Source organism: Sporosarcina beigongshangi, assembly GCF_033485195.1.
Lineage (GTDB): Bacteria > Bacillota > Bacilli > Bacillales_A > Planococcaceae > Sporosarcina > Sporosarcina beigongshangi.
This window is the reverse complement of record NZ_JAWLIR010000047.1, coordinates 1-18,952: the sequence shown is the minus strand read 5'-3', so window position 1 is coordinate 18,952 and position 18,952 is coordinate 1. Positions and strand designations below refer to the sequence as shown.

The window sequence follows — 18,952 nt, the reverse complement described above, 5'->3', positions numbered from 1 at the left end:
TGATTGACGACTTATAATCTTGAGAAATATAGACCAACTTTGCATTTTGCACCACAGAGAAATTGGATGAATGATCCGAACGGAATGGTTTATTTTAAAGGGGAATATCATTTATTCTTTCAGCATAATCCGAATGATAGCATATGGGGTCCCATGCATTGGGGTCATGCTGTCAGCAAAGATATGATTGACTGGCAGGAGCTGCCGATTGCTCTCTATCCAGATGAACTAGGGACCATTTTTTCAGGAAGTGCTGTGGTAGATTGGCATAATACATCAGGTTTTTTCCCGGATGAGCCTGGAATTGTAGCGATTTTTACACATCATTTGGATAAGGCTGATGGAACGCCGACGATTCAAACCCAAAGTCTTGCCTATAGTCATGACCAAGGCCGAACGTGGACGAAGTACGAGGGAAATCCTGTACTCGGGCACCCGACAAAAGTAGATTTTAGAGATCCGAAAGTATTTTGGCATGCGGAAACGGCAAAGTGGCTGATGGCGTTAGCAACAGGACAAACGGTAACTTTTTACTCGTCCCTGAATTTAATAGACTGGCAGTTTGAAAGCGAGTTTGGGGATAATATTGGTTCGCATGAAGGTGTTTGGGAATGTCCTGATCTATTTGAATTAGCTGTGGACAATAGTGAAGAGAAGAAGTGGGTATTGTTGGTCAGTATTGGGGACAACCCTCAATTTGAGAGTGGCTCAAGAACGCAATACTTTGTAGGTTCTTTTGATGGCTCGACTTTTACAGCTGACCATCAAGAGATTCAATGGCTCGATTTTGGAAAAGACAATTATGCAGGTGTTAGTTTTTCAGATATTCCTACGGAGGATGGTCGAAGAATTTATCTGGGCTGGATGAGTAATTGGCGCTATGCCAACCAAGTACCGACTGAGGGCTGGAGAAGTCAGATGACGTTGCCAAGGACGCTAGCCTTACAACATGTTGGAGGTCAGCTACTGGTCGTTCAAAATCCTGTTAAGGAACTAGATTCATACTTTACCAAAGTTGTTGAAATTGACGATTTGTTCATCAGTAGCGAAGAGTCAAAAGCGTTTGCGGTGGATAAGCCGAGTGTAGAGATTGTTTTGGAGATTGATAATCATGACGCGAAGCAATTCGGGGTCGTGCTGTCCCATACGGCAAGCCAAAAAACTGTGCTAACGATAGATGCAGAGACGAATCGATTCACATTGGATCGCGAAAGGTCGGGGCAAATCGTATTCTCAGAAAACTTTTCTAATCATCAAGAGTTAAATCTGCAAGCTACGAATCAGGTGAAATTGCATATTATTGTAGATTCTGCTTCTATTGAAGTATTCTTGAATGAGGGGGCATATGCCGTGACGAGCTTGGTTTATCCGGATAAGGTTTGTGAAGAGGTTGTCCTGTTCGCATTAGATGGAACTATCCAGGTAACAAATAGCTATATTGGAGCATTCCACTCATGATAAGTAGAGAGGATTGAGTATCTTGTTAGGTGCAATTGAAGCAGGGGGAACAAAATTTCTTTGCGCTGTGGGGGATATGGATTTTAATGTGATTGAAATGATTGAAATTCCAACAACAACTCCTGCGGAGACAATGAAAAAAGTACAAGAATTTTTTCGACAATTTGAGATTCAAGCATTAGGAGTAGGGTCATTTGGTCCGGCTGACATTAACCCGGATTCTACAAATTATGGCTGTATCACAACAACGCCTAAAGTGGCGTGGCAGCATTTTAATATTCTGTCATCCTTAAAAGAGCACTTGGACGTCCCGATGGTGTTCGATACAGATGTCAATATTGCGGCATTGGGGGAGGCGAAGTTTGGAGCTGCTCAAGACGTAAATAGCTGTATCTATATTACGATTGGGACGGGAATCGGCGTGGGTGCGGTGAATAATGGCAAGATGCTACAAGGGATCAGTCACCCCGAGATGGGACATATCATGGTTCGAAGACATCCTGATGACTCATTTGAAGGTGTTTGTCCGTTCCATGGTGATTGCTTGGAGGGATTGGCTGCTGGACCCGCAATTGAAAAGAGATGGAATGAAAAAGCTGTGTTGCTGACAGATAGACCGGAAGTATGGGAAATCGAAGGTTATTACATCGCGCAAGCGTTAATGACGTATATTCTAACGCTATCACCAGAAAGAATTATTCTAGGTGGCGGAGTTATGAAACAACGGCAAGTGTTGCCCGTGATTTACAAACATTTGCAGGCGATGAATAATCATTATTTAGTTTTCCCACAGCTAGAGGATCAGATAGCTGACTATATTGTAACTCCTGGTATTGAGGGCTTTTCAGCGATTAAAGGTGCATTTTATTTGGCGAAGGCTGAGCTGGAATAGGGAATTCTTTTGAATTTGCTTTAGGATTTAATTTATCTTGAAAAGAAATGAGGGACCAAACCGATTGTTTTCTAGGCAATTGGTTTGGTCTTAAATTTTGCCTGAATAAGGAGTGGGTATATTTTGAAGATTAAAAGACTTATTGCTACGCTAATAGGGATGTTGATTTTACTAGTTGGATGCAGTGAAGTTGAACAAAACGAAAAGGGTGAGAGTGATATGAAAGCAGTGGGTCTAAGTAAAAAGCAGGCAGCGAATGCTGATTATTATACGGAAATGTATCGGCCACAGTATCATTTTTCAACACCATCAGGGAATTTAGCGGATCCAAATGGACTTATATATTTTGAGGGAGAATATCATTTATTTCATCAGAAAAATGGTAACTGGGCGCATGCCATTAGTACAGATATGCTCCATTGGGAACACTTTCCCGTCGCTTTGGAGCATGATTTACTTGGGCAAGCTTTATCGGGTAGTACAGTTGTAGACTGGAATGATTCCAGTGGAATATTTAATGGAAAGACTGGTTTAGTTGCTTTTTATACGAGTACCGAGGGCGGTGAAGCGCAAGGGATGGCATATAGTAAAGATAAGGGGAGAACATGGGAGCGCTATGAAGGTAACCCGATTATTGAAAATCCCGGTATAAAAGACTTCCGTGATCCGAAAGTGTTTTGGCATGAGGATACAAATAAGTGGGTAATGGTGATTTCTACAAATCAAAGTGTTACGTTTTATAACTCTGATAACCTGATCGATTGGACGTTCCAAAGTCAATTTGGAGGTGATGAAGGCTCCCATGTTGCAGTGTGGGAGTGCCCGGATTTATTTCAGTTGCCTGTCAATGGGGATCAAGGGAATCAGAAGTGGGTTCTGCACGTGAGTGTTGGGGATAATGATACAACGAATGGTTCAACAGCTCAATATTTCATTGGAGAGTTTGATGGAACGACATTTGTGAATGACAATTCCCGAGAAACAGTGTTAACGACTGATTTTGGACAAGACTTTTATGCGGCACAGTCATTTTCTGATATTCCTGATGAGGATGGTAGAAGAATTTGGCTAGGCTGGATGGCGAATTGGCGCTACCCATACCAATCTCCAACTGATCCATGGATGGGCTCTATGTCGATTCCACGTGAGTTATCACTTCGAACCATTGAAGATGGTAGTATTCGACTATTCCAAGGACCTATTCAGGAAATAGAGAGCTTACGGGCAAATGCTCATCATGTGGAGGCATTCCGATTAGAAGGCGATCATCTGATTGAGACATTTGCGAGTACAACATTTGAATTCGAAATGATTGTGGAGTGGGATGATGTGGAGGAGTTCGGTATTCGTCTTCGCCAATCCGAAGAGGAAGAGGCTGTATTTGGCGTCGATACAGCGACGAATAAAATCTTTTTAGATCGCTCAAATGCCGGATTGGAACAATTGACGGATCGGAACGGAAATATGTATCAGTTTGGTAATCGTCATGAAACAGATTACCCAATGGAGCGAAAACAGATTAAGATAAGGGGTCTTGTGGATGAATCTTCTATTGAGTTATTTATCAATGAAGGTGAATTCGCGTTTACTAAATTGATTTATACAAAGCCGACGAATAATGCCATTGAATTATATACAAAGGGCGGCAACGTAGATGTTGTGCTATTAGACTTCTTTGAGTTACATTCGACGTGGCGAGAACGTCCTCAAGCGAATGAAATGACCGGTATTGTAGTCAGTGAGGAGTATGTCACGTTAAAAGTTGGGGAAGTGACGACTATTCAGGCACAGGTCAAGCCGAATGGTCATGATTATGATGAGGGCTATACATGGGAAGTTGAACATTCGAATGTAGTGGAAATCACAGAGCTGGACGATTCAATGATTTCTTTGGAAGCCTTGGAACCAGGCGTTACAAATATCACTGTGAGTGATGCGAGTGGGAAGGTTACGAAAGTGATGAAGGTTAGGGTTCATTCGTAATAGAGGAGGAGACGCGTGATGAAAACAGAGAAAGAAAAAATGCTGGCTGGTGAATTGTACCTTGCCGCTGATTCCGAATTAATAAAAGGGCGAGAAAATGCCCGTCGATTAACAAGGGTTTTTAATGAAACGTTGGAAACGGAGCTTAGTGAACGGACTACATTGTTAAAAGAGTTATTTGGTTCAGTTGGGGAAAATATATACATTGAACCTACTTTACGCTGTGACTACGGATCTAATATTCATGTTGGTGAAAACTTTTACGCTAATTTTGATAGTGTCTTTTTGGATGTTTGTGAAATCAGGATTGGCGATAATTGCATGATGGCTCCCGGTGTGCATATTTACACGGCTACTCATCCATTAGATCCTACGGAGCGAAATTCCGGTGCCGAATATGGAAAGCCTGTAACAATCGGCGATAATGTCTGGATTGGCGGGCGTGCGGTGATTAATCCTGGAGTTACGATTGGTCATAATGTGGTCATCGCGTCAGGTGCGGTTGTGGTAAAAGACGTGCCGGATAATGTCGTTGTAGGTGGAAATCCTGCAAGGATTATTAAAGAGATTGATGTTGCGAGGACTCGTGGGTGAATTGGTGAAATTTCATCTATCTCTCTAGAGTCACCGGTGAATCCCTGAAACACAGAACTGACCCGCCCTTTCATTGAAAAGGACGGGTTCTTTTTGATGAAAAGCAGGCTACTTGATGAGAATTGTAGGGCTACACCAAATTACCTCACTATAGAGAGAAGTAATTATTGATGAGAGAAAATTCGGAACTTGTCGATGGGCAAAGCGTCTAAAGTAGAGGACTTATCAAGGAGTTGAGTGGCTGTGAAGACTCTTTTGAGGGTAAACATGCTAAGTGCTCTCTATGCTTTTGCGTTATTTATATCCATTGAGCTACAAGTTAATGTTTATAGAATTTATCGGGTAACGGGATGGGAAGGGGATGCAGTTAATAGTGTGATTGCTGCTATCCATTTGGTCGGATTCATTGCTACACCCTTTCTCTTCTACTTCCTCGTCCGAAAATGGTTTGAAGGTCGCAAAGCGGGCTACTGGTCAGTAATTCTTTGGTTGCCGTATGTCATCCTATTTGTTTTCATCTTTGCGACGCTCTTTCCGATTACTTACGGTGGAGATAAGGCTTCGCCAGCAACGGGGCTTATTATTATGGGACAACTGATTACTTATCCGTTTTATTTATTAGTAATAACTTGGATTGGCTCTGCTGAGGACTTTGCTGTAGAGGAAATAAAATCTGAAGAGTAGGGTGATTGTGGTGAAGATAGCATTCTTTGATAGGGATGGGACGATTATTGAAGACTATCCAGATCATCAGTGGACAGATATCAAAGAGCCTGTGTTTCTTACTGATTCAATCGAGACATTAAAAAGTGTTAATAAAAAAGGGTATGAAATTATCATTATCACGAACCAGTATTTATTAAATGAAGGATTTATATCGTTTGAACAGTACGAGGATATTACGGAAAAGATGCTGAATGCGTTAATTCATCATGGAGTGGAGATCTTAGATATATTTTACTGTCCACATAGCAGGACAGAGGGGTGTAACTGCATTAAACCTCAAACAGGTATGATTGCAGAGGCGATTAAGAAATACCCTAGTATAAATATTGATGAATCCTTTATGGTTGGCGATTCAATAGTGGATGTTGAATTAGCTATCAGTATGAAGATGAAGGGGTTTGGAATTGGTGTGGGTTCCTCCTATAATCATGAAAAAATTCGTGAGGTGAAAAGCATAAAAGAATTACTTGATTATTTATAATCGGGACTATTATAGGAGCAGGGGGATTCATTTGAAAAGAATAATTTTTTCGCTCTTATTAGTAGTGGTTGTATTAGTATCTGCCTGTCAAAGCAAAGAACTGCTATTTGTTGGTGAGGGAGAACGGTGGTCGGCTAAAGTCACGGTGGGTCAGACGGATGGAGACGAAACGTATACGATTCAACTTAGCTATAAGGGTGATGATGTGAAAACCGTTGAAACAATGAGTTACGCTATCAAATCAAGTCATGATGGGGTGTTAGAATATGAGGCGAATGAAGTTTTATTAAATGAACGAGGCGTATATAAAGGTCAAATGCTAAGTTCTAATAGTCCTTCTACGACTAGTGCGGATGAGCTCCTCCTAGAAGTGGAATGGAATGGTGAAAGTGAGATTTTCATTTTAAGGAATGGCATATAGACCCTGAAAGTTGCGGGTATTTTCATACACTCGCCCGTAAATCCCCGCCTTTACTTCTATTCACCGCAGACTTCCTCTTAATAACTGAAAATAAAGATATGTATCCTCTCTCGTTTACCGTATAATTTAGTCAATGTGTGTTTGAAATGAGGTGGGATTCCGTTGTTGGATTTGCTAGTTATAATGCTGGAGAGGGTTGGCATGATTGTAGCGGTTGCCTTCATTTTGACTCGCTTTCAGTTTTTTAAAAACCTGGTGCACCGCGATAAATTGGATCGTAAGCAGGAGCTTACGGCGATTCTATTTTTTGGATTTTTTGGGATTGTAGGCACGTATTTTGGAGTCGCGCTTAATACGGATACGCTGCATTTTAATAGTGTTGCAACGGCATTGAGTTCAGAGGAGGCCATTGCGAATTCGCGTGTCATTGGTGTGGTTGTCGCAGGTTTGCTAGGTGGCTATCGTGTCGGGATTGGCGCGGGGCTAATTGCGGGTATCCATCGTATGACGTTGGGTGGATTTACAGCTGTCTCTTGTGGACTTTCAACAATCATTGCAGGCGTTGTCGCTGGAGCTTTTTATCGAAAAGGGAAAGCGCTTAAACCATTTACCGTATTTGGCATCGGTGCACTTGCGGAAGCGATGCAAATGTCTATGATTCTGTTGATATCCAAACCATTTGAGCAAGCGCTCACACTGGTTGAGGTCATTGGAATTCCGATGATTTTAGCAAATGGGGTGGGGACAGCAATGTTCCTATTGATTGTCCATAATGTGATTAGCCAGCAGGAGAAAGTGACGGCATTACAGGCGCAGAAAACGTTGCGCATTGCGAATCAAACACTGGGTTATTTGCGCACAGGCATGAACGCCGACACGGCACAAGCTGTCTGCAATATTCTATTCCGCGAATTACAGCCAAGTGCAGTTGCCATGACTAACCAAACGGATATTTTGGCGCATGTCGGGCTTGCCAGTGATCATCATAAGGTAGGCAGTTCGATTCGGACGGATGAAACGAAGGATGTTATTCTTTTGGGAGAGTTGGTTGTCGTCAATGATGGCACCATTCACTGCGATTATCCGGGCTGTCCATTAGGCGCGGCAGTTATCGCACCACTTATTCGCCGCGGTGAAACGATTGGCACGCTGAAACTGTACTATCCATCAGAAAAAGTCATTACAGATGTCAGTATTGAACTGATTGCAGGCTTGAGTTCGCTATTAAGCAACCAGCTCGAAATTGCCGAAACGGATCGCGCTTATCAATTGGCAAAAGAGGCTGAGATCAAAGCGTTACAGGCACAAATTAGTCCTCACTTTTTATTTAATTCCATGAATATTATTGTGTCGTTGATTCGCACAGATCCAGACCAGGCACGGAAGCTATTGACGTCGTTATCGTACTTTTTGCGGCAAAATGTCACAGGGACAACTGCGTCTCAAATTACGCTTGAGCAAGAGCTATCGCATGTCAAAGCGTATTTGGAAATCATAGAGGCTAGATTTGTCGATCGACTGACCATTGTATATGACGTGGATGATCATTTACTACATGAACGAATTCCACCATTCACCTTGCAGCCGATTGTTGAAAATGCGATTCACCACGGTATTAAGGATATGGAGAAAAACAGCATTATTAAAATGACGGTACGTGAGCTTGGCGCCGAAATTGAAATTAAGGTGGAGGACAACGGCAAAGGGGTCACGCCTGAGCGACTCGCTGTATTGGGTACGATGCAGTTGGATTCTGAAACGGGAACTGGGGTAGGACTTTTCAATATTAACCGGCGCTTGCTGATGACGTATGGCGAACAAGCAGCCTTATCAATTTTAAGTCAAGAGAATGAGGGAACAGCTATTTCATTTCGAATTCCTAAATTGGGGGTAGGTGTCTAATGGGGACGATCCGTACTTTGATCGTAGATGACGAACGATATGCACGTGAGGAATTAACGTATTTACTAGGTAAGTTTCCAGGTATCCAAGTGGTGGGGGAGGCTGAAAGTGGGGAAGCAGCCATTTTAAAAGCGTTACAGCTTCAGCCGGATGTTGTTTTTTTAGATGTCGAGATGCCGAAGATGAATGGCATGGAAGTCGCGAAAACCTTAGTGGAATTAAAAAAAGTGCCGCTTATCATTTTTGCGACTGCTTATCCACAATTCGCGGCGGAGGCCTTTCGCATCAATGCTGTCGATTATTTATTGAAACCGTATGACGAGGAGCAGCTAAAGCAAACGATAGAACGAATTGACAAGATGTTACATCCCGTACTGCCGGCCGACAAAACGGAGAAGCCAGGTAAATTGGCGGTAGAAACAGGCGGCGAGATCGATTATATTTTACCGCAGGATATTTTGTATATTTTTCGAGATGACAAAGTAACGAAAATCATTACGCAAACAGAAGACTATGATGTAAGGACTACGTTGAAGGAGTTGGAAAGTCGATTAGAGCCATTTTCATTTTTTCGGATTCACAAAGGCTATCTCGTCAACTTGAAATACGTCAGCCGATTAACGCCATGGTTTAACGGTGCCTATCAGCTTGAATTAGAAGGCTTGGATGAAAAACTTTCAGTGAGTAGAAATTACGTCAAAGATTTGCGACAGCGCTTGGAATTGTAATGACATGTTAACCTGCACTATTTGCATGTTACACTCTTAAACTCGCATGTTGGACCGAAAAACGCCTATTTTTGAAAATTTACCATAAACTAAATACAGGAATGGTAAGAAAGATAGACTTGAATCAAAGGGAGTTCAAACTCCCTTTGATTCAAGTCAAGCCTCCGGCGGATGTCACAGATGTTCAGAGGAGCTTTTCGAGCGCGCTCGAAAAGCTCCTCTGAGAATCTGTGACATCCGCCGGCGGCTTGACTTGAATCAAAGGGCGTTTGAACTCCCTTTGATTCAAGTGAAGCCTCCGGCGGATGTCACAGATTTTCAGAGGAGCTTTTCGAGCTCGCTCGAAAAAATCTGAACGCAATTACGCCGAGGCGTAATTGATCAAATAGGGAAATAGGGGTGTTCACATGATTACATTTTTTGCTTCAATTGCACTTTTAGTTATTGCTTATTTTACGTATGGGAAATTCATTGAAAAGATTTTTGATCCTTCGGATGCTCGGAAAACACCTGCATATGCCAATGCAGATGGCGTCGACTATGTGCCGATGCATAAACAAAAAAATGCGCTTATTCAGCTGTTAAATATAGCTGGAACAGGTCCAATCTTCGGACCAATTATGGGTGCACTATTCGGACCAGTCGCTTTCTTATGGATTGTTTTCGGAGCGATTTTTGCAGGAGCTGTGCATGACTATTTAACAGGTATGATTTCGATTCGTAATAAAGGCGCACATATTCCAGAGCTTGCCGGAAAGTTTTTAGGAAATGTTTCCAAGCATATTGTAAACGTTTTCGCGCTATTGCTTCTGCTATTAGTCGGGACTGTATTTGTAACGACACCGGCCTCATTATTGGCAATTTTAATGAATGGTAAAGTGGCATTATGGATTTTGATTACTGTCATTTTTGCTTATTATTTCTTATCTACGATTCTTCCGATTGATAAAATTATCGGTAGACTGTATCCATATTTTGGTGCGGTACTATTGATTGGTACTGTTGGGGTTGGAGGAGCCTTAGTATTCTCGGATTATACAATTCCAGAATTGACATTGGCGAACTTGCACCCGGATAATGTACCGATTTTCCCGATTTTATTCTTTACAATTACTTGTGGCGCCCTATCTGGTTTCCATGCGACACAATCACCAATTATCTCTAGAACAACACAAAAAGAATCACAAGGTCGCTATGTATTTTATGGCATGATGATTACTGAAGCAGTCATTGCGATGATCTGGGCTGCGGCGGCAATGAGTATGCTAGACGGACAAACATTAAGTGAGTTCATCAAAACAGGTACACCTTCTTCGGTTGTTAACGAAGTGTCTATGACATTGTTAGGCGCTATTGGTGGAACAATCGCGGTTTTAGGGGCTATTGTCCTGCCGATTACATCAGGCGATACGGCGTTCCGTGCGGCACGTTCCATCATTGCGGATTACATGAAGATTGACCAGAAAAAAGTGGCAAAACGATTGATGATTGCTGTGCCATTATTTGTGCTATCGGCTTTGCTAACACAAATTGACTTCAACATCTTGTGGAGATACTTCTCTTGGGCGAACCAAGCAACAGCGGCAATTGCCTTATGGATTGCGACGATGTATCTATTTATTAAAGGCAAGAACTACTTTGTGTCGCTCGTACCGGCACTGTTCATCACCTACATGGTCTTCGTCTATATCTTAAACGCGAAGATTGGACTAAGCTTAGATTTGAAACTGTCCTTCTACGTCGGAATTGTTTTAACGGCTATTTTGACGGTCATGTTCTTTATTAAAGCGAAAAACAATAAGGCGAATAAGATTGAAACAGATGTCGTCGTGGATGACGTGGACGTGAATGAGAGTAAATTGGCTTAAGTTGAATGTGTGAATAACAAAAAGGTGAGATGCTGCTAGATAAGCAGTGTCTCACCTTTTTGGGTTTATACCTTAAACTGACGTAATGCGATATTGAGCTCTTCAGATAGTACTTTCAATGTAGCTGAACTTGCGGTGATTTCCTCCATGGATGCGAGCTGTTGTTCAGCAGCGGCGGCTACTTGGTGCGTTTGTTCATATGAGGTTTCTGCGCTGCCCGCTATTTCTTCCGATGTAGCTGCAATTTCCTCTGAGCTAGCTGACATTTGTTCAGCAACTGCCGACAGTTCGATAGCCTCTTTTACAATGAGCTCGATGGAAATGATAATTTGTTTGAATGCTGATTCCACTTCCCCCATCCGCTTGATGCCATCATTGACACCGCTTTCATTTTTTGTCATAGAATCGGCTGCTCTTATTGTATCGGCTTGGATGGCACTGACAAGCTTTTGAATGTCGGCAGCAGAACCATTTGTTTCGTCTGCTAATTTTCGAACTTCATCAGCAACAACGGCAAACCCTTTTCCAGCTGTACCAGCTCGTGCTGCTTCAATTGCTGCATTCAGAGCTAATAGATTTGTCTGTTCTGAAATGGATGTTATAACAGAAACGATATTCTGAATTTTATTGGCTTCGGTTTCCAATTGCTCAATCACCAATTTTGTTTCGTTCGTTCCTTGGTGTATTGTGTCCATTTGCTGTACAGCATTTTGCACAACTTTTTGTCCGCTATTCGCCTGCTCAATCATTTTATGTGTAGTGTCAGAGACAGTTGTGGCGGTAAAGGCAACAGTTTGGACTCTTTGAGACATATCTCCCATTGCTTTTGCACTCTCTTCAGCACTTTGCATTTGGACTTCCGCGGACTGCGCAACCTTTTCGATGGCGGATGTTACTTCATTCGCTGCAAGGGTAGCTTCATTTGTAACAATGTCTACTGCGCTGGCAGACTGTTCAACCTGTTGAGCACTATCCTGCACCTTGCTGATTAAACTTCTCATACTGTCACTGATTGAAGTGAAAATAGTGGCAAGATCACCCAGCTCGTCCTTTCGTTTTAAAAACCGTCCTGAAATGGACTGTGTAAAGTCTCCTTGCTGCAAGACTTGTCCGAATCCAACAGTAGCACGTAATACTTTTGTGATATTCCGTGTGACAAAAAAGATAATGAGGGCAAGAATAGTGACAATGACGATAATGCTAATGACAATCTGAGTTGTAATCGCTTTCGCTTCTTTGGTTACTTCATCAAGAGGTGCAACTAACAGCGCGCTCCAAGGAGTTTGTATTCCTTCAACACTAATTGGTGAAAATAAGCGATAGACATCCTTATTCAAAATATCAGATATCCCAGAAATTCTTATTTTCTCTCCTTGAAGAACCGCATTTCTAACCACTTCCCCTTCCTCACTTTCACTCATGGCAGTGTGGTCAAAGTAATTGCGTCCAATCAAATCGTTTTGTTGATGCGAAATGACAATCCCAGTGTTGGACATCAAGCTTGCAAAGCCACTGTCGTAAAAGGAAAATTGAGTGACCAATTCGTTCAATGTTTTTAACTCCATATCCACGCCGATTACGCCAACTGCTTTTCCGTTCACTTTAACGGGAAAGGCAACGGAAGTGATGTAGATTGTATTTTTATTGAGTTCGACAATAACAGGCTCAAAGAGTGCATTTTCGCCTGTCTCCAACACCTTTTTAAGATTTGTATGTAAGTCGCCAAGCCGATTATAGCCCTTCATCGGTAGAACGATGAACTTTCCATCTTCATCTTTTGACCATATCGGAACAAAACGCCCAGTCGTATCATGCCCTTCCGCATCGACGTAGTCTGCATCTTTGCCATCAAAGGCATCAGGCTCCCAAACCATCCATGAGCTAACCGCATTAGGATTCGTAACCAGTAATTGACGCAGCATCGTATTTGCATCATCCCGTGCAGGGACCGAACCACTATCAAGTAATCCGCCTAATGATTGGGACAATGTTTGAAGTGCCGCTGTCGTTTTTTCTAGCTCAAGCCCTAATTCCTCAGCGAGTAATTCTCCACGCGTCTCCAAGCTTTCCTCGGCGACTTGTATAGCCGTGGAATGGACTGTCAAAGAAATATATGTACCCAGACCGATAAAGAAAAGAATTGTTGGTACTAAAATAAATAACAACATTTTGGTTTCTAGTTTCTTCATGCCACTTCTCCCTTTTTAGCTAGTATATTTTGACTATTATCAATTATCGGTCTGTTAGTTCTATTTGTCTAGGTTATAATTGTAGATGGTACAATTTTTCTTTGAAAAAGTAAAAAATGTGTTCAAGTGATTATGTGGGTTATTGCAATTATGCATTCATCCGGTTGATTTGTAAGGCTATCAGGATGAGGTTTTGATGTTTTTTATATCTATTTGAGAATTGACTCGTACCTAACGGGTAGGTTTATAGTGATTAAAAAGGAGGGGTACACGGTGCTGTCAATTGGAAAAACGGCTCGCCTTGTCGGTGTAACTGTGAAAGCCATGAAACATTATGAAGAAATCGGGCTTATCAAACCCGCTTTCGTAAATCCAGAAACGGGCTACCGGTTTTATTCGCAAATGGAGCAGCGACAGCTCGTTCGGATCAAAACATTAAGGCGATTTGGGGTATCTCTCTCTGCTATTCTTGCGGAAGGAGATGAACAAATGGAGTCGTTGTTGTTAAAAAGGAGACAGCAAATTGAACATGAAGTAGATGATTTGCGTCAAACGATGGAAGAGATTGAAAGTTATTTAAATAAGGGAGAGATTCAGATGGAGACACGCATTGTTACAGTTGAGGAGTTCAAAGTGGTAGGGTACGGAATAGTAGGACCGGTCTCAGACATTCCGGGTAAATGGGGGATTTTGAATTCGGAAATCGCTGAGAAAAATGTTGTAGTGGAGGAGTCATTCGGTGTTTGTCTGAAGATGGAGGGAGAGATTATCCATTATATCGCTGGCGTAAAATCGAATCATGCTGAAGGGTTTCCCGATACAGAAGAGGTCATCATACCGGCTGGGAAGTTCATTGTCGCAACGGTTGAAGGTGGAATTTCTGGGATTCCAGCCACATACGACTTCATTATTAAAATGGATGACATCAAATTGCGCGATTGCTATGATTTTGAACGATACGTTTACCCTATTGGCGCGACGAAGGATGTTATTGAAATCTGGATGCCGATTGAGTGAGGTTGGAAATGAGATTTTCGGGTCAGCCCGAGGTCTCTTTTTTTGATTGCTTAGATAAAATACAATCCTGTGGTATCGATTTTCATTGGACTAAAGTCCTGAAATGCAATCAACTCGACGATGGGTGCAAGCAAACCATCCGTGAATGCAAGCAAATGTAGTTCGAGTGCAAGCAAATGGGGTAGGAAGCAAGCTAATTCGTAGAATCACTCTTTTTTTTGCATATAATCGTTTGAATAGGAGTTGACAATCTATCGTTGTACCGCCCACGATGTATGAAAGGGATGGTGATATCGGGAAATGAAAGAAATTTATAGGAAGACGTCAAAAATCAGCTTTCTAGGGGGTATTGGCGCAACCATTTTTGGAATCATTTTTTATTTTTACGGCTATGAGGGTTTTTCTGAAAATGGGGATCTATTATTTGTGACCGGATTGTTTGCAGTGAGTGGCATTGGCGCAGGGTTTTATTTCAAAAATGCGCATGAAAAATTAAGCAATGAAACAATGAGTGCAAGCCTACTGAACTTGGAAGATCTCCATGAATTGAACTTTCAGCGAGTACCTGCTCTTTTACCCAAAATGTATAACGTCGATTCAAATGGCAATCCGTTATGTATAATAGAGCCATCTAAAGGGCGGTTATCTAGGTGGCTGACAATTTTTAATTTGTTTGAGAAGGGTTTTATCATTCCGGTGCACTACGATATTTTAGATACGAGTGGACAGCGGATTGCGACATTTACCATCCAAGATAATGTGAAGCGTTACGAGCTGTCGCTAAGGAAGCCCGACGGTACATTAATGAGTACCTACGTTCAACATCTGTCAAAATCAGCACTGAAAAATCGCGGCATTTTGTATCATGCAGACGGGACGATTTGGCGTGAACTTGAAGCCAAAAACATGGCAGGCGACATCGATGTGAAGGATGAAGAGGGAAGAATGACGGCATCGTATCGCTTTGGCATTTTCCCTTACGCCATGAACCCGGCGTTTGTCAGCACGGCGCATCATGAACATGTGCGATTGGGAGCACATATTTCGGCTGATGAAAAGCTTGCCTACATTATGATTTTCTTTTTGTGGTTGAAAGGATAAGTTTTTTCTTTTTTGTTGTTGACTCTCACGTTACGTCATACTTTATAGTTGTTTTTGAAGGGAGGTCATGAGTCATGAAAGTGAAGGAAGTATCACAGTTAACCGGTGTCAGTGTGCGCACACTCCATCATTATGATGACATCGGATTATTAACACCAGATGACTCGACGGAGGCAGGCTACCGGCTGTATTCCGATGATAATTTGGCAACGTTACAGCAAATATTATTCTTTCGCGAACTCGGCTTCTCTTTGAAGAGAATTAAGGAGTTGCTCGATAGTCCCGCATTCAATCGCCAGGAGGCTTTTGAAATGCAACGGCAAATGCTCGTCGATAAACGCAAGCAGCTCGACAGTATGATTGCAACGATTGACAAGACGATTCAACAAGGAAAAGGGGAATTAGTGATGACGAATGAAGAGAAATTTAAAGGGTTCGATTTTAGCAAGAATCCGTATGAACAGGAAGCGAGAGAGCGTTGGGGAGATAAGGCGGTCGATGCATCGAATAAGAAGGTCGCACAATTTGGGCCAGAGTTAGGCGAGGAGATGAATCGCATTTACTTTAAGCTGGCGGAGATTCGTCATTTGGACCCGGCTTCTGAGGAAGCGCAGGCTGGGATTGGTGAGTGGTTTGTGTTACTCAATAAAATGGGTGATTATTCGCTGGAGGCATTTGCGGGATTGGGGCAGATGTATGTGGCGGATGAACGGTTTACGAAGAATATTGATAAGTTTGGGGATGGGCTTGCGAGGTTTATGCGGGATGCTATGGGAAGGTATGCCATGATGTAGTGGTATAGAGGGTAATAACTTATACAAACGTTTGTATAAGTTACAAAGACACGAAAGAAAAGTAAAAATCTTCTTTCGTGTCTTCATTTTAAATGAATATTAAGCTGAATAGTATAATCAACTGAGATTTTTTTGAGATTTGAAATGTAGTATATCCTCAATACTTATAATATTATCTTCATATTGAACCTTTTCATTTTTTAAGTAACCCTCGTCTAAACCAAGTAATTCCTCAATCTCCACTCGAAATAAACTAAGCCCATAATCTTTGGATAATCTTCTAATAATCTCATCACCGGTTATATAATCATTTTCAATTAATAATTCGACCGCTTGCTTCATTGCAACCGGTTCTTTTACTTCTTTCAAATCATCTAGTGGCTCTTTTGCACGCCAGCCTTTTTTACTTATGGTACGTTGAATGTACTGATATTCTCCATCATTCATAACCCCAAGTTTATATGCTCGCATAACCATAGCGCCTATTGATACTCCCCACTTCTTTTTTAATAACTCATAATAATTCAAATCAGTAGGATGAATAGATATATCGTTATAAAAACTCTCTTTGGGTAAAAGAAATGCCGCAGCAAATTCGTTGGCTTCTTGTTCAATTTGTTTAAATTCATCTTTGCTTAGGTCATCAATTTTAATAAACGGATCATGTAAGATGTAATGTCCGAGTTCATGAGCTAAATCAAATTGACGTCTATAAAATGATCTCTTTTCATTGCTAAGAACAATAGAATAATAGACTTTGCCATTCACTTCATTCTGAGATCCAAAAGCGTCGATTTTTTTCTTATTTAGGTTAAGGGATGTAATAACAAATCCCTTTGTTTCAAGGAAATAGACAAGGTTCTTAATTGGTTCATCTCCAAGTCCCCACTTGTGTCTTAATTCATGGGCAATATACTCAATGTTGTCTGAATTCTCGTCTGTAAGCTCAGGTATATCTAATAAGGGGAAGTCCACATATTCTTCTAAAAGTGCTCTTAATATTGTTAAGTATTTAACACGGTCATTTTGCATTTCACGTTCTTTTTTTCCGGTTGATAATAAGGAACGAAAATAAGTATTTCCAGTTTTCACCTCAACGGAGTTTTCATAAAAATAGTCTCTTGGGAATTTTAATATACGGGTTAAAATTATTAATATATCAAACGTAGGAATAGCTTTATTATTTTCATATTTTGATATCATTTGTTTGCTAATTCCTAATTCATCTGCAAGATCAGTAATAGTATAGCCCCGATAAATTCTACCCTCTCTCAGTCTTAATCCGTTAAATTGGCGTTCTGACACTTTAATTCCTCCTTAAGAATTAAGGATTAGTTTTCCTCTTCTTTTTCTTCCTCTTTTTTTGGGGATACCACTTCTTGGATATCCTTCTTGGAATCCTTATCCTTGCGATCTTTAATATTTTGTTTTACGGAAGGTATCGGTTTTTCATCATCGATGCTATCCTGATCCATTGGAGTTATCGATGCGGTAAGATCACTATATTCAGCAAGAGATATATTAGATGACCAATCCTCAAAGTCGATTAGTTCGAAATACTTGTTATAAAAATGGGCTTCAACATTAACAATTTGCTTATTTTCTTCTTTACCCACAATGAATATTACCTTTTTTACTAATGGATATTCATTACCGAGTATTTTTTGTACTTCGATAAGTCTCTTCTCTTCATATTCATCTGTTAGCATAGGAAATAAAGAAGTTTGGGTGTTATCTAGATCAATCGCATCTCCATTTTTCGAAATAAAGGCGTGAAAATAATGTATGCTCCCCTTACCCAATTTTTTAATGACAGACTCTAGATTTTTTTCCTTTGAAAATACATATAGTATTCCAGTCTCGATATGTAGGATACAAAAAAAGGTCCATCGTCCTCTTTTTCTTCTCAAAGTGACTAATTCGTGTTTCAAAGCTACCTTCTTTATCCGAGAAAAACGAATATCCCAGGCACCAAAATCTTTAAAGTTATGTGTGTCTAAAGAATGTTCTAAGATAATTTCATTGATAGTCCCATCAGTGCTTTTACTAAAAGCTTGTACAAGGTCTTTGGCGACAGATTCATTGATTTTCAAGTAAATCACCTCTTATTTCTAGTATTTGAGATAATTATACTACAAATATCTATAAAAAGTCTACCTTTAGTTATTAAAACCTAAAAATGTTTTTTGTGATTGTTGTATATAGAATATTTTTATGAAATACAACAGCGATCCTTTAGTCTTATTACTTTATAGTACGATTTAAAGTTACTTTTTCATTTTGTCAACATTCCACCTTTAAAAATTCTTGGCTTGCTCAAAAAACTCTGTAAATATTTAATCATGTAATAGGCGAGTATCCCTGTTCACCTAGCAGTATTAGAATCAGTGATGCGCGCAATTCTACCTTAATATCTTACCACTCGTATCACTCTGTGTCTGGCTCCCTTCTGTTTTACTCTTCAATAGATGAAATCCTTGCTTCCACAGGAGGATTTTTTCTTTTTCAAAATATATTTTTAAATGTGTATCCGATTTCCTCATTTCCCTCTATATAAAGAATAAAAGGGGAATGACCACTATGACAGCTTACTTAAAAGACTACGCACATTTCACAAACGCACAGGATATGGACGAGGCAGCACGCCGTCATGTCATCGCAAACTGTAACGAAATGAACGATACGGACCGCGCTGTACTGGATATGATTCGCCGCTACTCTGTGAAATACGGTGCTGCTCACTTAAAGCATGACACGATGGCGGATGCAATTGGAAAATCTAACGTCACCGTGCGCCG

General features: G+C 40.9%; 16 protein-coding genes and 1 pseudogene. 14 read left to right on the top strand and 3 right to left on the bottom strand.

Annotated elements, in window-relative coordinates; all coding sequences use genetic code 11:
• The first annotated feature begins 3 nt into the window (after nt 1-3).
• The 10 genes from R2B77_RS16015 (at nt 4) to R2B77_RS15970 (ending at nt 11,053) form a co-directional block, all read left to right on the top strand.
• Nucleotides 4-1,458 (top strand): glycoside hydrolase family 32 protein, encoded by a 1,455-nt coding sequence (locus R2B77_RS16015; protein WP_203249088.1) that lies wholly within the window; start codon nt 4-6, stop codon nt 1,456-1,458.
• Nucleotides 1,459-1,480: 22 nt separating this feature from the next.
• Nucleotides 1,481-2,350: an ROK family protein gene (locus R2B77_RS16010; RefSeq protein ID WP_212391926.1), complete on the top strand. Its 870-nt coding sequence runs from the start codon at nt 1,481-1,483 to the stop codon at nt 2,348-2,350.
• Between the two features lie 123 nt (nt 2,351-2,473).
• Nucleotides 2,474-4,333, top strand: coding sequence for a GH32 C-terminal domain-containing protein (locus R2B77_RS16005; protein WP_203249087.1), 1,860 nt, complete (start codon nt 2,474-2,476; stop codon nt 4,331-4,333).
• A gap of 18 nt (nt 4,334-4,351) precedes the next feature.
• Nucleotides 4,352-4,927: a maltose acetyltransferase domain-containing protein gene (locus tag R2B77_RS16000; RefSeq protein ID WP_203249086.1), complete on the top strand. Its 576-nt coding sequence runs from the start codon at nt 4,352-4,354 to the stop codon at nt 4,925-4,927.
• A 243-nt stretch (nt 4,928-5,170) separates the two neighbouring features.
• Nucleotides 5,171-5,611 (top strand): hypothetical protein, encoded by a 441-nt coding sequence (locus tag R2B77_RS15995; RefSeq protein WP_203249085.1) that lies wholly within the window; start codon nt 5,171-5,173, stop codon nt 5,609-5,611.
• A 10-nt stretch (nt 5,612-5,621) separates the two neighbouring features.
• Entirely contained in the window at nt 5,622-6,134 is a 513-nt protein-coding gene (locus R2B77_RS15990) for a D-glycero-alpha-D-manno-heptose-1,7-bisphosphate 7-phosphatase (protein WP_203249084.1), read from the top strand.
• 31 nt (nt 6,135-6,165) lie between these two features.
• The gene (locus R2B77_RS15985; protein ID WP_203249083.1) at nt 6,166-6,555 is read left to right on the top strand and encodes a hypothetical protein; all 390 of its coding nucleotides are present in this window, start codon (nt 6,166-6,168) and stop codon (nt 6,553-6,555) included.
• A gap of 162 nt (nt 6,556-6,717) precedes the next feature.
• Nucleotides 6,718-8,457, top strand: a complete 1,740-nt coding sequence (locus tag R2B77_RS15980) for a sensor histidine kinase (RefSeq protein ID WP_322555755.1) — start codon at nt 6,718-6,720, stop codon at nt 8,455-8,457.
• Entirely contained in the window at nt 8,457-9,185 is a 729-nt protein-coding gene (locus tag R2B77_RS15975) for a LytR/AlgR family response regulator transcription factor (protein WP_203249081.1), read from the top strand. The genes R2B77_RS15980 and R2B77_RS15975 overlap by 1 nt, the downstream gene beginning before the upstream one ends.
• A 407-nt stretch (nt 9,186-9,592) precedes the next feature.
• The gene (locus R2B77_RS15970; RefSeq protein WP_203249080.1) at nt 9,593-11,053 is read left to right on the top strand and encodes a carbon starvation CstA family protein; all 1,461 of its coding nucleotides are present in this window, start codon (nt 9,593-9,595) and stop codon (nt 11,051-11,053) included.
• A 65-nt stretch (nt 11,054-11,118) separates the two neighbouring features.
• Here the strand turns inward: R2B77_RS15970 and R2B77_RS15965 are convergent, their stop codons facing one another.
• Nucleotides 11,119-13,242, bottom strand: coding sequence for a methyl-accepting chemotaxis protein (locus R2B77_RS15965; RefSeq protein ID WP_203249079.1), 2,124 nt, complete (start codon nt 13,240-13,242; stop codon nt 11,119-11,121).
• A 273-nt stretch (nt 13,243-13,515) separates the two neighbouring features.
• On the opposite strand from R2B77_RS15965, the gene R2B77_RS15960 reads away from it, so the two are divergent.
• The 3 genes from R2B77_RS15960 to R2B77_RS15950 all read left to right on the top strand — a co-directional run bounded on the left by R2B77_RS15960 (nt 13,516) and on the right by R2B77_RS15950 (nt 16,154).
• On the top strand, nt 13,516-14,259 hold the full coding sequence (locus R2B77_RS15960; RefSeq protein ID WP_203249078.1) for a GyrI-like domain-containing protein: 744 nt from the start codon (nt 13,516-13,518) through the stop codon (nt 14,257-14,259).
• 300 nt (nt 14,260-14,559) lie between these two features.
• Nucleotides 14,560-15,360: a hypothetical protein gene (locus R2B77_RS15955; protein WP_203249077.1), complete on the top strand. Its 801-nt coding sequence runs from the start codon at nt 14,560-14,562 to the stop codon at nt 15,358-15,360.
• Between the two features lie 74 nt (nt 15,361-15,434).
• Nucleotides 15,435-16,154: a MerR family transcriptional regulator gene (locus tag R2B77_RS15950; protein WP_203249076.1), complete on the top strand. Its 720-nt coding sequence runs from the start codon at nt 15,435-15,437 to the stop codon at nt 16,152-16,154.
• Between the two features lie 117 nt (nt 16,155-16,271).
• Here R2B77_RS15950 and R2B77_RS15945 read toward each other — a convergent pair whose 3' ends face one another.
• Entirely contained in the window at nt 16,272-17,459 is a 1,188-nt protein-coding gene (locus R2B77_RS15945) for a helix-turn-helix domain-containing protein (protein WP_203249075.1), read from the bottom strand.
• A 26-nt stretch (nt 17,460-17,485) separates the two neighbouring features.
• Nucleotides 17,486-18,247: a DUF5986 family protein gene (locus R2B77_RS15940; RefSeq protein WP_203249074.1), complete on the bottom strand. Its 762-nt coding sequence runs from the start codon at nt 18,245-18,247 to the stop codon at nt 17,486-17,488.
• Nucleotides 18,248-18,734: 487 nt separating this feature from the next.
• Between R2B77_RS15940 and R2B77_RS15935 the strand changes: the two are divergent.
• Nucleotides 18,735-18,952: pseudogene (locus R2B77_RS15935) on the top strand (hypothetical protein); the annotation flags it as partial.